The sequence below is a fragment of the Streptomyces sp. NPDC057939 genome (assembly GCF_042887545.1).
GTDB lineage: Bacteria > Actinomycetota > Actinomycetes > Streptomycetales > Streptomycetaceae > Streptomyces.
In genome coordinates, this window is the sequence record NZ_JBHVPG010000057.1 from 13,885 (window position 1) to 28,640 (window position 14,756).

The window sequence follows — 14,756 nt, forward strand, 5'->3', positions numbered from 1 at the left end:
GATCAACTCAACTGCTTCAGCGGGCATGCTCCGGAAGCCCTGGTCCGCCTCTTCGTCCAGTCCATCCGCCAAGGCGGCCGCGGTGGCTCGTCGCTCACTCCCCGGGCTCCCGCTCGGCAGCTTCGCGTCGGAGGCGGCTGTACTCCGCCAGGAGGCGCATGGACTCCTCGGGATCTTCGGACGCGGCCGCGCGCGCTTCCAGGTCGCGAAGGTGCGCGTCGAGAACGGGGTCGCGCACGATGGCGGGGTCGCCCCTCATCTCCTCGCCGACTTCGACCGCGACCGGGCGGCCGGCACCGCCCGCGCCCGTACCGAGGTGTCCGCCGCTCCCCTGCGTACCTTCACCGAGGCATGGGCCGTCGAGGTCGCCATCGCCCGGCACCCCGAGACCGCTGCCCGGCTTCGCGCGTTGGAGAGCCGCGCCGGAGAAGTCACCGACCTCTGCGAGGCCCGGGACATCACCGCCGAGATCAGCCGCATCCGCCGCGCGGCCGCCACCGAGGCGGGTATCGCCATCGCTGCCGGGCCCGCCTCGTGACCGTCGACCCGTCAGGCGTACAAGCGTTCCAGGACCACCGCGATGCCGTCCTCCTCGTTCGAGAGGGTGACCTCGTCGGCGACGGCCAGGAGTTCGCGGTGGGAGTTGGCCATGGCGACCCCGTGGGCCGCCCACGCGAACATCGGGACGTCGTTCGGCATGTCGCCGAAGGCGATCGTGGAGGAACCCGGGACGCCGAGCACCTCGGCGGCGCGGGCGAGGCCGCTCGCCTTGTCGATGCCGGGGGGCTGGAGTTCCACGGTGTGCTCGCCGGCCATGGTGACGTTCACCAGGTCGCCGACCACCGAGCGCGCGATCCGGGTCAGCTCGTCGTCGTCGAGCCGGGGGTGCTGGAGGAGGACCTTGTTGATCGGGGCCGACCACAGGTCGCTGCGGCGCGGTACGCGGACGGTCGGCAGGTGCGGGTGCCACATCCGGTAGCCGGGCCCTATCAGCATCTCCGCGTCGAGGCCCTCCTGGTTCACCGCCGCCCAGACCTCGCCGATCTCGGCCTCGATCTTGCCGAGGGCGACCTCGGCGAGCCCCCGGTCCATGGAGACGGAGTGCAGCAGGAGCCCGCGCGCCGCGTCGTACACCTGCGCGCCCTGCCCGCACACCGCGAGCCCCTCGTAGCCGAGGTCGTCCAGGACGTGTCGGACCTGGGGAACCGGCCGTCCGGTGACGACGATGTGTTGGGCGCCGGCGGCCCGGGCGGTCGCGAGGGCCTTGTGGGAGCGGGCGGAGACGGTGTCTCCGGCGCACAGCAGAGTCCCGTCCAGGTCGGTGGCGATCAAGGCATGGGGGAGGGCGGAAGTCACGGCGTCAAGGATACGGACCCCGTTGGACAAGTCCTACAAATAGCGCCCGAATCCGGCCTCCCACAGACCCCACCTGGCACGTAACGTGTCAACGAGCCCCCGGGACACCCCCGGCCCGCGTCGAAAGCGAGGCAGCACCCCATGCCCCAGCAGAGCCCCCTCGATGTTCCCGAGGGCGACCCGTTCGGGCCGCACAACCTCCCCTACGGCGTCTTCTCGACCGCCGGGGAGGACCGTCGCCGGATCGGCGTTCGGATCGGCGGGCACGTGCTCGACGCGGGAGCGGCCGCCCTGGCACTCGGCTCCCCGTACGCCGGACTGCTCGGGCAGTCCTCCCTGAACCCGCTGCTCGCCGCCGGCCGCACCGCCTGGCGCGACGTGCGCCGCGCGCTGACCGCCTGGGTCACCGACCCCGGCCACCGCCCCACGGTGGAGCCGCACCTGCTGCCGCTGGACGCGGTCACGCTGCACCTGCCGTACGAGGTCGCCGACTACGTCGACTTCTACGCGAGCGAGCACCACGCCACCAACGTCGGGAAGATGTTCCGCCCCGACGGGGACGCGCTGACGCCCAACTGGAAGCACCTGCCCATCGGTTACCACGGCCGCTCCGGCACCATCGTGGTCTCCGGCACGGACGTCGTGCGCCCCTCCGGGCAGCGCAAGGCGCCCACCGACGCGGCGCCCGTCTTCGGGCCGTCCGTGAAGCTCGACATCGAGGCCGAGGTCGGCTTCGTCGTCGGCACGCCGTCCGAGCTGGGCCGGCCGGTGCCGCTGGCCGACTTCGAGGACCACGTCTTCGGACTGTTCCTCCTCAACGACTGGTCGGCCCGCGACGTCCAGGCCTGGGAGTACGTCCCGCTCGGCCCGTTCCTCGGAAAGTCGTTCGCCACGTCAGTCTCCGCCTGGGTGACCCCCCTGGAGGCCCTGGACGCGGCCCGCGTCTCCCCGCCCGCCCGGGACTTCCCGCTGCTGCCCTACCTCGACGACGCCGACAGCGACCGCCCCGGCGGCTTCGACCTGCACATCGCCGTCTCGATCAACGGGCAGGAGGTGGCCCGGCCGCCGTTCGCGACGATGTACTGGACGGCCGCCCAACAGCTGGCCCACATGACCGTCAACGGCGCCTCCCTGCGCACCGGCGACGTGTTCGGCTCCGGCACCGTCAGCGGCCCCGAGGTCGACCAGCGCGGCTCCCTGCTGGAACTCACCTGGAACGGCCGCGACGCCATCGAGCTCGCCGACGGCAAGCGCACCTTCCTGGAGGACGGCGACACCGTCACCCTGACCGCCTGGGCGCCCGGCGCCGACGGCACCCGCGTCGGCCTCGGCGAGGTCACCGGCCGGATCGTGGGATCGCGCTAGTCCGTCCCTCGGGACGACGGGTTCCCGCAGGGTGGCGGATTCCTCCCCCACCCTGCGGGAACCGCAGGTCACAGCCCTGCACGCGGGGCGCCCGGTGGCGCAACACCGCCGCAACACCATCTCCGCCGCACCGCCGGTACGTTCCCTGCCATGCCAGCCGAACGCACCCGTGAGCACACCGTCCCGGTCGCCGCCGCGCGCCGCCGGCGGCTGCGCGCGGACCAGGCGCGACAGCTCGCCGACCTGCTCCGCCGCCAGATCCTGACCGGCGGCTACCCGGGCGGCGTCCTCCCCCTGGAGGACACCCTCGCCGTCGAGTACGGCGCGGGCCGCAACACCGTCCGCCAGGCCCTCGACCTGCTCCGCGGCGAACACCTCGTGGAACGCCGGCCCGGGGTCGGCACCCTCGTCGTCGGCGAGAAGTACCCGCACGGCCTGGACCGGCTCCAGGGACTGGCCGAAACCCTGCACGAGCACGGCGAGGTCACCAACGAGGTCCGCAGCGCGGGCCCCGTCCGCGCGCCCGCCCCCGTCGCCGGGCGGCTCGGGCTGCCCGAGCACGCCGAGGTGCTCTACATCGAGCGGCTGCGCCGGCTGAACGGCCTGCCGCTGTCCCTCGACCTCACGTACGTCCCCCTCGACATCGGCGCCGCCCTCCTCGACTGCGACCTGGAGCACACCGACGTGTTCCGGCTGCTGGAACGGCTCACCGGGCAGCCGCTCGGCCACGCCGAGATCACCCTGGAGTCCGTCAACGCCGACGCGCACTCCGCCGCCGTGCTCCAGGCCCCGCGCGGGGCCGCCGTCCTGATGCTGGAGCGGCTCACCCACCTCGCCGACGGACGGCCCGTGGACCTGGAGTTCATCCGCTTCCGCGGCGACCGCATCACCATGAGCGGCCTCCTGCACCGCTCGTTGTAGCCCCTCCCCACAGGACTCCGCGTCCAAGAGCAGCCCCTCCTACCCCTTTCCTGGAGACAGCCATGCCTCTGGTCCCCCAGCGCGGCGACGTGCCCGTGACCATCGACGAGTCCCTGTGCATCGACGGCTGCACCCTGTGCGTCGACATGTGTCCCCTCGACTCGCTCGCCATCCGCGAGGACAACGGCAAGGCGTACATGCACGTCGACGAGTGCTGGTACTGCGGCCCCTGCGCCGCCCGCTGCCCCACGGGCGCGGTCACCGTCAACATGCCCTACCTGCTCCGGTGAAAGGTCCCGTCCCCATGCGCACCCCGCCCGCGAAGGCCCTCGCGCCCGCGCTCGCCCTGCTCCTCGTCCCGCTCGCCACCGGCTGCGGCGACGCCTCGGGGGCGGACGGCCCGAAGACCGTCACCGTGACCGTCGGCTACCAGTCCAAGACCATCAACACCGTCACCGCGGGCACCCTGCTCCGCTCCCTGCGCTACTTCGAGGAGGAGCTCGCGGCCCGCGGCAAGAAGGACGGGATCACCTACGAGGTGGACTGGCAGGACTACGCCACCGGCGCTCCCATCACCGCCCAGATGACCGCCGGGAAGATCGACATCGGCTCCATGGGCGACTTCCCTCTCCTCATCAACGCGGCGCGCGGCAAGGAACTGAAGCAGCCCACCCGGCTCGTCTCGGTGACCGGCTACAACCTCCGCGGCGGACTCAACACCGTCGTCACCGCACCCGGCTCGACCCTCGAATCCCTGGCCGACCTGCGCGGCAAGAAGGTCTCCACGAGCGTCGGCTCCGCCGCCGACGGCACCCTCGTACGAGCCCTCCAACGGGCCGGCATCGACCCGGCCAAGGGCATCCAGAAGCTCAACCAGCAGCCCAGCGTGGGCGCTTCCGCCCTCCAGGCGGGCAGCGTCGACGCCCTCTCCCAGTTCGTGGCCTGGCCGGGCCAGCTCGCGCACGAGGGCAAGGCTAAGGCCCTGTACGACGGCGCCGAACTGAACCTGCCGACCTTCCACGGGGTCACCGTCCGGCAGGAGTTCGCCGAGAAGCGGCCCGGGATCCTCGACGACTTCCTGCGCGCCCAGATCAAGGCCACCGACCACCTGCGCGCCCACCCCGTCGCCGCCGCGGAATCGGTGGCGAAGGAGACCGGGCTGCCCGCCGAGGTGGTCTACCTCTACAACGGCGCGAACGGCATCGCGACCTTCGACCCGGAGCTGCGCCCGGAGCTGATCGCGGCGCTCAAGCAGGACGTGCCCGTGCTGAAGGACGCCGCGCTGGTCCCCGACGTCGACGTGGACGCCTTCGTCGACCCGGAACCACTGCGCCGCGTCGCCGCCGGCCGGACCCTGCCGGTCGCGGCCCCCGCCCGCAGCGAACTGTGGCTCAAGGGACAGACCGGGACCCGGAGCTACGACTCCCCGCGCGAACTCCTGAAGGCGGCCCGCGGGGCCGACGTCCGCGCGGCGTACGTACCGGACGCGGTGACCGGCACCCTCTGGTTCGCCGACAAGGCGGTGTGGGTCGCCGAGGGCACCGAGCTGCGCGCGTTCGTCACGACGGCGGGCGCGAAGGCGTACGTCGAGGCGCACCGGGACTCCGGGGCGCGGACCGTCGGCTGGGCCGAGGCCATCGGGCTCGCCTCGTGACCGCCGGCCGCCGGGCGCTGCGCGTGGCCTCGCTGGGGGCGGCGCTGCTCCTGTGGCAGGTGCTGACCTCGCTGGACGTGAACCTGTGGCTGCGCTTCGAGCAGTTCCCGACGGCCGTCGAGGTGGCGCGCAAGCTCGCCGAACGGGCGACGGCCGGCCCGTACTGGGAGGACCTGGGGTCCAGCCTGAGCCGGATCGTGACGGGCTTCGCGCTGGCCGCCGTCCTGGGCGTGGCGGCGGGCACGGCCATCGCCCGGTCGCGGATCGCGGCCGACCTGTTGGGGCCGCTGGTGGAGGTGCTGCGGCCGGTGCCGGCGATCGCGCTGGTTCCCGTCGCGATCCTGCTGTTCCCGTCCAACGAGCAGGGCATCGTGTTCATCACCTGCACGGCGGCGTTCTTCCCGGTGCTGGTCTCGACCCGGCACGCGGTGGCGGCCCTGTCGCCGGTGTGGGAGGAGGCCGTCCTCACGATGGGCGCCGGCCGGCGGCGGGTGCTGTTCTCGGTGGTGCTGCCGGGGGCCCTGCCGGGCGTGTTCGGCGGGCTGTCGGTGGGCATCGGGGTGTCCTGGATCTGCGTGATCTCCGCCGAGATGATCTCCGGTGAGTACGGGGTCGGGTACCGGACCTGGCAGGACTACACGGTGGTCGACTACCCGGGGGTCTTCGTCGGCATGGTCACCATCGGCGCGCTGGGCTGGCTGACCTCCACGGCCGTGGAACGGGCCGGCCGCCGCCTGACCCACTGGCTCCCGTCCCGCGAGACGGCCCCGGGCCCCGCGACCCTCCCCCGCCCGGCCCGCCGCAAGGCCCGGGCCGCGGTGACCGGCCGGAACGGCGGGAACGTGCCGCCTGCCCGCCCGACGGCGGGTGCCGCGGAGGGGCCGGCGGCCGATCCGGCGGCCGGTTCGACCGACATCCCGACAGCCAATGTGACGGCCGGTGCCGCGGAGGGGCCGGCGGCCGGTTCGGCGGGGGCGCGGGGTGCGGGTGGTTCCGGGGGGCCGGTGCGGGGTGGCGTCGTCGCGTCCGCCGGGTCCGCCGGCGGTCCGGCCCCGAGCGCCGCCGGGGTCCTCAGCTCTTCCGACCGAGAGGACGCCCCGTGAGCCCGACCGACATCGACACCGAGATCCACACCAACACCGTGACCGGCGCCGCGTCCGTAGCCCGCCCGGCACCGGGGGCGGAGCTCGCGCTGCGCCGCGTACGGCTCGGGCACGCCGGGAGTCCCGTCCTCGACGGGGTCGACCTCACGGTCGAGGCCGGGGAGGTGCTGGCCGTCGTGGGCCCCTCCGGGTGCGGGAAGTCGACGCTGCTGCGGGCCCTGGCCGGGCTGTTGCCGCCACTGGACGGGACCGTCGAACAGGACGGACGGGCCGTCACCGGGCCGGACGCCGACCGGGCGCTGGTGTTCCAGGACGACGCCCTGCTGCCCTGGCGGACGGTACGGGCCAACGTCGAACTCCCCCTGGCCATCCGCGGATCCGCCGGCATCGAGGCCGACGCCGCCACCGCGGCCAACCCCACCCCCGACGACCGCCGAAGCGGGCCCGGCGGTTCCTTCCTGGCCCGCCGGGCCGCGCGTCGGGCCACGGCCGCGGCCTGGCTGGAGCGGGTCGGGCTCGCCGAGCACGCGCACAAGCTCCCGCACCAGCTCTCGGGCGGCCAGCGCCAACGCGTGCAGCTGGCCCGCGCCCTCGCCGCGCGCCCCCGCGCCGTCCTCATGGACGAACCGTTCGGCGCGCTCGACGCCCAGACCCGTGCCGAGATGCAGGACCTCCTGATCGGGGTCCTCTCCGGGACCGGGGCCACCGTCGTGTTCGTCACGCACGACGTGGACGAGGCCCTCCACCTCGGCGACCGCGTCGCGCTCCTCGGCTCCGGCCGGATCCTCGACGTGTTCGACGTCCCGCGCCCCCGGACCCGTACGGCCCCGGACCCGGCCCTGCGCCGCCGGATCCTCGAATCCCTCTGACCCGTACGTCCGTACGGCCCGCCCCACCACCCCGAAAGGCAGCACCGTGGACATCCCCGCGATCGGCGACGCCGAGGAACTCTCCTGCGACGTCCTCGTCATCGGCGGCGGCACCGCCGGCACGATGGCGGCCCTGACCGCCGCCGAGCGCGGGGCACGGGTCCTGCTCCTGGAGAAGGCGCACGTGCGCCACTCCGGTGCCCTCGCCATGGGCATGGACGGCGTCAACAACGCCGTCATCCCGGGCCGCGCCGAACCGGACGACTACGTCGCCGAGATCACCCGCGCCAACGACGGCGTCGTCGACCAGTCCACCGTCCGCCAGACCGCGACCCGCGGCCACGACATGGTGCGGCGCCTGGAGTCGTACGGGGTGAAGTTCGAGAAGGACGAGCACGGCGAGTACGCGGTGCGCCAGGTGCACCGGTCCGGCTCGTACGTGCTGCCGATGCCCGAGGGCAAGGACGTCAAGAAGGTCCTCTACCGGCAGCTGCGGCGCCGCGAGATGCGCGAGCGCATCCGCATCGAGAACCGGGTGATGCCGGTGCGGGTGCTGACCTCGCCCGAGGACGGCCGCGCCATCGGGGCGGCCGCCTTCAACACCCGTACGGGCGCCTTCGTGACGGTCCGCGCGGGCGCCGTGGTGCTGGCGACGGGCCCGTGCGGCCGGCTCGGGCTGCCCGCCTCCGGTTACCTGTACGGGACGTACGAGAACCCGACCAACGCCGGTGACGGGTACGCGATGGCCTACCACGCGGGCGCCGCGCTCACCGGGATCGAGTGCTTCCAGATCAACCCGTTGATCAAGGACTACAACGGTCCGGCGTGCGCGTACGTGGCCAATCCGTTCGGCGGCTACCAGGTCAACCGGCACGGCGAACGGTTCGTCGACTCCGACTACTGGTCGGGCCGGATGATGTCGGAGTTCGCCGCCGAACTCGCCTCCGACCGGGGGCCGGTCTACCTCAAGCTCAGCCACCTCCCCGAGGAGACGGTGGCCTCGCTGGAGTCGATCCTGCACACGACGGAACGCCCCACCCGCGGCACCTTCCACGCGGGGCGCGGCCACGACTACCGCACGCACGACATCGAGATGCACATCTCGGAGATCGGGCTGTGCGGCGGCCACTCGGCCTCGGGCGTGCGCGTCGACGACCACGCGCGCACGACCGTCCCCCGGCTGTACGCGGCCGGCGACCTGGCCTCCGTACCGCACAACTACATGATCGGCGCGTTCGTGTTCGGTGACCTGGCGGGCGCGGACGCCTCCCGGTACACCGCGTACGAGGGGGACCTGCCGGCCGATCAGGTGGCGGCGGCGCACGAGCTGATCTACCGACCGCTGCGCCATCCGCAGGGGCCGCCGCAGCCGCAGGTGGAGTACAAGCTGCGGCGGTTCGTCAACGACTACGTCGCCCCGCCGAAGACGGGCGCGAAGCTGTCTCTGGCGGTGGCGGCGTTCGAGCGGATGACCGACGAGATCGCCGGGATGGGCGCGACCACCGCGCACGAGCTGATGCGGTGCGCGGAGGTGTCCTTCATCCGGGACTGCGCGGAGATGGCGGCGCGGTCCTCACTGGCGCGCACGGAGTCCCGCTGGGGGCTGTACCACGAGCGCCTGGACCACCCCGAGCGCGACGACGACGGCTGGCTTCACCATCTTGACCTGCGCAAATCCCCGTCCGGGGCGATGGTGTTCACCGCCCGGCCGGTCGAGCCGTACGTGGTGCCCGTGCCCGGGTTCGAGCCGTCGCCGGGGCCGTCGCGCGAGCTGGGCGAGGTCGTGCTCGTCCCGGTGGCAACGGCCGGCGGACGCAGCGCGGCGCCGGCGGCCGGCCGGGCCGCCGGCGGGCCCGGTGCAGGGCCCGGTGCAGGGCCCGGTGCAGGGACGCCCACCCCGGCCGGCCCCCCTGCCGCCGCCGCGCCCGGTGAGCGGTTGCTGCGGCTGGTCGGGCTGGCCGAGGAGGAGCCGGACCTGGACGCGCTCCTGCCCTACCTGACCGACCCGGACCCGGCGCTGCGGGCGGCGGCCGTGGCCACCCTCGGCGAGACCCTGCCCGCCGGAGCCGGGCCGGCCCTCGCGGCGCGGCTCGCCGACCCGGCGGGGCAGGTGCGCGCGGTGGCCGCGGCGGCGCTGCGAGAGCTCCTCGAAGTACTGCCGGCCGAGCCCGCGTTGGCGGCCGGCCTACGGGCGGCCCTCGCGGTAGCCGACCCGGCCGTCCGCGCGGCGGCCCTGGAGGCGTTGCGCGCCCTGCGGCTCGGCGACGCCGTGCTGTACGCCGCCTCGCTGGCCGACACCGACATCGAGGTCAGGATCCACGCCGTGCGGGCCCTGGTCTCCGTCGACGCGGTACCGGCCCTGGCGGCGGCCGCCGCCGATCCGGCGCGCGAGGTGCGGGTGGCGGTCGCGAAGGGGCTCGCGGCGGTGCACGCGCCGACGCCGGAGCCGTTGGACCCGCTGCTGGACGACGCCGATCCGCTGGTCCGGGGCGCCGCGCTGGCCGCCCTGGCGCAGACGGGCTGCCCGGCCGGTTACGCGGCGCGGGCGGCGGCGGCGCTGGCCGATCCGGCCTGGCAGGTCCGGGCGGGGGCGGCGGCGGCCCTCGGTCCGGCGGCGGCCGAGGAAGCGGTCCCGGCCCTGGCGGGGGCGCTGGCCGCCGACGCGAACGCGGACGTCCGCAAGGCGGCGGTGCTCGCGCTGCTGCGGCACCGGGACTCGGCTCCGGCCCGTACGGCGCTCGCCGGGGCGACGGGTGACGCGGACGCGGACGTCCGCGCGTACGCCGGGCGGGCCGTTTAGCTCATCCGTCCGGCCCGCCCGCGTGGCGGGCCGGACCCGGGCCCGCACATGCTGCTCGGACAGCCGAAGTCCCCGCAGCGCAGGAGGCCCTGCCATGCTCGTGTCCACCCGCACCCTGGCCCTCGCCGCCGCCGCGGCCGTGGCGCTCGCCCTCGCCCCGGCCGCCTCGGCCGTCGAAGGTCCGGCGCCCGACCCCCGCAACAGGAAGGCGATGCGCGACATGGCCACGGCCATCGCGGTGACCGCCAAGTACGTGGACGAGCGGCAGGCCCTCAAGGACGGGTACGTGCCGCACGGCGAGGCCTGCATGAACAACCCGTTCGGCGCGGGCGCCATGGGCTACCACTACGTCAAGCAGGCCAACTGGGGGTCGACGGACCCCGCGAAGCCCACCGCGCTGCTGTACAGCACCGAGAAGGACCGGCACGGCCGCCGCACCCTCCAGACGGTGGAGTGGATGGCCACCGACCGGGACCAGGACCTGAAGACCGCCGACGACCGGCCGTCGATGTTCGGCCTGCCCTTCGACGGCCCCATGCCGGGCCACTGGGCGGGCATGCCGAAGCACTACGACCTGCACATGTGGGCGTACAAGGAGAACCCGGCGGGCCGCTTCCACAACTGGAACACGGCCCTGAAGTGCCCGAAGAAGACCACCACGGGCACCGCCACCACCCCGGCCCACGGCCACCACTGACGGAGCCGCCCCCTCACCGATGTGCCCGGGGCATATGACTCACCCGTAAGGGCGACTTCGCCCCGGGACCCCGGCGATACCCTGGACGGGCTTGCGAGGATCCCGCCCATGGGAGCACTGATGAACCCGGAACACAGCTGGCCGATCCCGCCTCCGGGCGGCTGGACCGCGGACGACCTGGACACGCTTCCGAATCTGCCTCCGCACACGGAGCTGATCGACGGGAGCCTGATCTTCGTGAGTCCGCAGACCCTCTTCCACACGCGGGCGGTCACCTTCTTCGAGCGGCAACTGGACGCGCTGGCCCCCACCGCGCTGGAAGTCCTGCGCGAGTTCACCATCGACATCGACCGCCGCAACCGACCCGAACCCGACGTCATCGTGTGCCGCGAGGACGTCCTCACCGACCTGGCACAGACCCGGTTCCCCGCCGAAGCCGTCCTGTTGGCCATCGAGGTCGTCTCTCCCGAGTCCGTCGACCGCGACCGCGAGACCAAGCCGCTCAAGTACGCCCGCGCGGGAATCCCCCACTACTGGCGGGTCGAGAACAAGGACGGCCGCGCCGTCGTGTACGTCTTCGAGCGGGAACCGGCCAGTGGCGGCTACGTCGCCACCGGGATCTTCCACGACCGCCTGAAGGTCTCCGTCCCCTTCCCCGTCGACCTCGACCTCACCTCCATCACGGCGAAGCGACAGCGGGCCGAATAGCCCCGCGCACGACACCAGGGCCCGGCTCCCCCCGTGGGAAGCCGGGCCCTGGTGGTGTCGCGGACCGGTCAGCGGACGAAGGTGCTCGCCTGCCCCGCCAGGTCCAGGAAGTACTGCGGGGCCAGGCCGAGGACGAGGGTGACCGCGACGCCGACCGCGATGGTCGTCATCGTCAGCGGCGAGGGCACCGCCACCGTCGGGCCGTCCGCCTTCGGCTCACTGAAGAACATGAGCACGATCACCCGGACGTAGAAGAACGCGGCGATCGCCGACGAGATGACGCCGACCACGACGAGCGCCCCGGCACCACCCTCGGCCGCCGCCTTGAACACCGCGAACTTGCCGGTGAACCCGGACGTCAGCGGGATGCCCGCGAAGGCCAGCAGGAACACCGCGAACACCGCCGCGGTGAGCGGCGAACGCCGCCCCAGCCCGGCCCACTTCGACAGGTGGGTGGCTTCGCCGCCCGCGTCGCGCACCAGCGTGACCACCGCAAAGGCGCCGATCGTCACGAAGGAGTAGGCGCCCAGGTAGAAGAGGACCGATTGCACGCCCTCCGCCGACGTCGCGATCACACCGGCGAGGATGAACCCCGCATGCGCGATCGACGAGTACGCCAGGAGCCGCTTCACGTCGGTCTGGGTCACCGCGATGACCGCGCCGGCCAGCATCGTGACGATCGCGACGCCCCACATCACCGGCCGCCAGTCCCAGCGCAGGCCCGGCAGGACCACGTACAGCAGGCGCAGCAGCGCGCCGAACGCGGCGACCTTCGTCGCGGCGGCCATGAAGCCGGTGACCGGGGTCGGGGCGCCCTGGTAGACGTCCGGGGTCCACATGTGGAAGGGGACCGCGCCGACCTTGAACAGCAGGCCCATCAGGATCAGCGCGCCACCGATCAGCAGCAGCGCGTCGTTGCCCATGGTGGCGGCCAGCGCCGGGTCGGTCTTGGCGACCGTACCGTCCACCACGTCCGCGATGACCGCGTACGAGACGGATCCGGAGTACCCGTAGAGCAGGGCGATGCCGAACAGCAGGAACGCCGAGGAGAAGGCGCCGAGCAGGAAGTACTTGACCGCCGCCTCCTGCGACATCAGCCGCTGGCGGCGGGCGACGGCGCAGAGCAGGTACAGCGGGAGGGAGAAGACCTCCAGCGCGATGAACAGCGTCAGCAGGTCGTTGGCCGCCGGGAAGATCAGCATGCCGGCGACCGCGAACAGGGCCAGCGGGAACACCTCGGTGGTGGTGAACCCGGCCCTGACGGCGGCCTTCTCGCTGTCGCTGCCCGGCACGGACGCGGCCTGCGCGGCGAAGGAGTCCACCCGGTTGCCGTGGGCCTCCGGGTCCAGGCGCCGCTCGGCGAAGGTGAACATCGCCACGATCGAGGCGAGCAGGATGGTGCCCTGGAGGAACAGGGCCGGGCCGTCCACCGCGATGGCGCCCATGGCGGCGATCTGCGCCTTGCTGCCGCCGTACCCGCCGGCCGCGAGGCCGACGACCGCGGCGAAGGCCGAGGCCAGCGCGGCGACGGCGAGGAACACCTGGACGTAGTAGCGGGACCTGCGGGGGACGAACGCCTCGACGAGGATGCCGAGGATGGCCGCGCCCACCACGATGAGCGTGGGCGCGAGCTGGGCGTACTCGATGTGCGGGGCCGGGATCCGGTCGATCGGTTCCGCGGCCAGGGCCCAAAGGCCCGTAGCTGTCGTGCTCACTTGGCCGCCTCCACCTCGGGCTCGGGGTCGGTCTGCTGTACGTCCGACATGGTGTGCTCGACCGCCGGGTTGACGATCTCGGTCAGGGGCTTGGGGTAGACGCCCAGGCCGATCAGCAGCGCGATCAGCGGGGCCACCACCAGCACCTCCCGCAGGCGCAGGTCCGGCATGGTGCGGACCTCCTCCTTCACGGGGCCGGTCATCGTGCGCTGGTACAGCACCAGCGTGTACAGCGCGGCGAGCACGATGCCGACGGTCGCGATGATGCCGACGACCGGGTAGCGGGCGAACGTGCCGACCAGGACCAGGAACTCGCTGACGAACGGTGCGAGGCCCGGCAGTGACAGGGTGGCGAGTCCGCCGATCAGGAAGGTGCCGGCGAGGACCGGGGCCACCTTCTGGACGCCGCCGTAGTCGGCGATGAGCCGCGAGCCGCGCCGCGAGATCAGGAAGCCGGCGACCAGCATCAGCGCCGCCGTCGAGATGCCGTGGTTGACCATGTACAGCGTCGCGCCGGACTGGCCCTGGGAGGTCATCGCGAAGATGCCCATGATGATGAACCCGAAGTGGGAGATCGACGCGTAGGCGACCAGCCGCTTGATGTCGCGCTGTCCGACCGCGACCAGCGCCCCGTAGACGATGCTGATCAGGGCGAGGACGAGGATCACCGGCGTGGCCCACTTGCTGGCGTCGGGGAACAGCCCGAGGCAGAAGCGGAGCATCGCGAAGGTGCCGACCTTGTCGACGACCGCGGTGATCAGGACGGCGACCGGGGCGGTGGCCTCACCCATCGCGTTCGGCAGCCAGGTGTGCAGCGGCCACAGCGGGGCCTTCACCGCGAAGGCGAAGAAGAAGCCGAGGAACAGCAGCCTCTCGGTGTTGGTCGCCATGTCCAGGGTGCCCGCGGCGCGGGCGGCGGTGATCTCCTGGAGGGAGAAGTTCCCGGCGACCACGTACAGCCCGATGACGGCGGCCAGCATGATGAGCCCGCCGGCCAGGTTGTAGAGGAGGAACTTGACCGCCGCGTACGAGCGCTGCGCGGCCGCGTTCTCGTCGGACCCGGAGTGGGCCCGGTCGCCGAAGCCACCGATGAGGAAGTACATCGGGATGAGCATGGCTTCGAAGAAGATGTAGAAGAGGAAGACGTCGGTCGCGGCGAAGGAGATGATCACCATCGCCTCGACCATGAGGATCAGGGCGAAGAAGCCCTGGGTCGGACGCCAGCGCGAGGAGTTGGTCTCCAGAGGGTCGGCGTCGTTCCAGCCGGCCGCGATCACGAAGGGGATGAGCAGCGCGGTGAGCGCGATCAGCGCCACCCCGATGCCGTCGACGCCGAGTTCGTAGCGGACGCCGAAGTCGGCGATCCAGGAACGGGATTCGGTGAGCTGGTAGCGGTCACCGCTCGGGTCGAAGCGGACCGCGACGAGCACGGCCAGCGCCAGCGTCGCCAGCGAGAAGAGCAGCGCGAGCCACTTGGCGGCGGTCCGGCGGGCGGCCGGTACGGCCGCCGTCAGGATCGCGCCGACCGCGGGGACCGCGGCCGTCACCGTCAGAAGCGGGAAATTCAT

Annotated in this window: 12 protein-coding genes and 1 pseudogene; 10 read left to right on the forward strand and 3 right to left on the reverse strand. The window is 73.0% G+C overall.

The window, feature by feature from the left end:
* Positions 1–82 precede the first annotated feature (82 nt).
* Positions 83–538 carry a hypothetical protein gene (locus ACFVS6_RS36460; protein ID WP_389710845.1) on the forward strand — a complete coding sequence of 152 codons (456 nt, stop codon included), beginning with the start codon at positions 83–85 and terminating at the stop codon, positions 536–538.
* A gap of 11 nt (positions 539–549) precedes the next feature.
* Here ACFVS6_RS36460 and ACFVS6_RS36465 read toward each other — a convergent pair whose 3' ends face one another.
* On the reverse strand, positions 550–1,356 hold the full coding sequence (locus ACFVS6_RS36465; protein WP_389710846.1) for a Cof-type HAD-IIB family hydrolase: 807 nt from the start codon (positions 1,354–1,356) through the stop codon (positions 550–552).
* 141 nt (positions 1,357–1,497) lie between these two features.
* Here ACFVS6_RS36465 and fahA point away from each other — a divergent pair, with 141 nt between their 5' ends.
* The 9 genes and pseudogenes from fahA to ACFVS6_RS36510 all read left to right on the forward strand — a co-directional run bounded on the left by fahA (position 1,498) and on the right by ACFVS6_RS36510 (position 11,473).
* Positions 1,498–2,721: a fumarylacetoacetase gene (gene fahA, locus ACFVS6_RS36470; protein ID WP_389710847.1), complete on the forward strand. Its 1,224-nt coding sequence runs from the start codon at positions 1,498–1,500 to the stop codon at positions 2,719–2,721.
* A 150-nt stretch (positions 2,722–2,871) separates the two neighbouring features.
* Positions 2,872–3,642: a GntR family transcriptional regulator gene (locus tag ACFVS6_RS36475; RefSeq protein WP_389710848.1), complete on the forward strand. Its 771-nt coding sequence runs from the start codon at positions 2,872–2,874 to the stop codon at positions 3,640–3,642.
* 62 nt (positions 3,643–3,704) lie between these two features.
* Positions 3,705–3,932, forward strand: a complete 228-nt coding sequence (locus ACFVS6_RS36480) for a ferredoxin family protein (protein ID WP_030710222.1) — start codon at positions 3,705–3,707, stop codon at positions 3,930–3,932.
* A 14-nt stretch (positions 3,933–3,946) separates the two neighbouring features.
* Positions 3,947–5,296, forward strand: a complete 1,350-nt coding sequence (locus ACFVS6_RS36485; RefSeq protein WP_389710849.1) for an ABC transporter substrate-binding protein — start codon at positions 3,947–3,949, stop codon at positions 5,294–5,296.
* A pseudogene (locus tag ACFVS6_RS36490) lies at positions 5,293–6,114 on the forward strand (ABC transporter permease); the annotation flags it as partial. The gene ACFVS6_RS36485 and the pseudogene ACFVS6_RS36490, both read left to right, overlap by 4 nt.
* 323 nt (positions 6,115–6,437) lie before the next feature.
* Entirely contained in the window at positions 6,438–7,268 is an 831-nt protein-coding gene (locus ACFVS6_RS36495) for an ABC transporter ATP-binding protein (RefSeq protein ID WP_389710873.1), read from the forward strand.
* 46 nt (positions 7,269–7,314) lie between these two features.
* Positions 7,315–10,068: a fumarate reductase/succinate dehydrogenase flavoprotein subunit gene (locus ACFVS6_RS36500; protein WP_389710850.1), complete on the forward strand. Its 2,754-nt coding sequence runs from the start codon at positions 7,315–7,317 to the stop codon at positions 10,066–10,068.
* 94 nt (positions 10,069–10,162) lie between these two features.
* Positions 10,163–10,765 (forward strand): hypothetical protein, encoded by a 603-nt coding sequence (locus tag ACFVS6_RS36505; RefSeq protein ID WP_389710851.1) that lies wholly within the window; start codon positions 10,163–10,165, stop codon positions 10,763–10,765.
* A gap of 108 nt (positions 10,766–10,873) precedes the next feature.
* Positions 10,874–11,473, forward strand: coding sequence for a Uma2 family endonuclease (locus ACFVS6_RS36510; RefSeq protein WP_389710852.1), 600 nt, complete (start codon positions 10,874–10,876; stop codon positions 11,471–11,473).
* Between the two features lie 68 nt (positions 11,474–11,541).
* Here ACFVS6_RS36510 and nuoN read toward each other — a convergent pair whose 3' ends face one another.
* Together nuoN and ACFVS6_RS36520 are read right to left on the reverse strand one after the other, a co-directional pair.
* Positions 11,542–13,188, reverse strand: coding sequence for an NADH-quinone oxidoreductase subunit NuoN (gene nuoN / locus ACFVS6_RS36515; RefSeq protein WP_389710853.1), 1,647 nt, complete (start codon positions 13,186–13,188; stop codon positions 11,542–11,544).
* Positions 13,185–14,756 (reverse strand): NADH-quinone oxidoreductase subunit M, encoded by a 1,572-nt coding sequence (locus ACFVS6_RS36520; RefSeq protein ID WP_281205121.1) that lies wholly within the window; start codon positions 14,754–14,756, stop codon positions 13,185–13,187. The genes nuoN and ACFVS6_RS36520 overlap by 4 nt, the downstream gene beginning before the upstream one ends.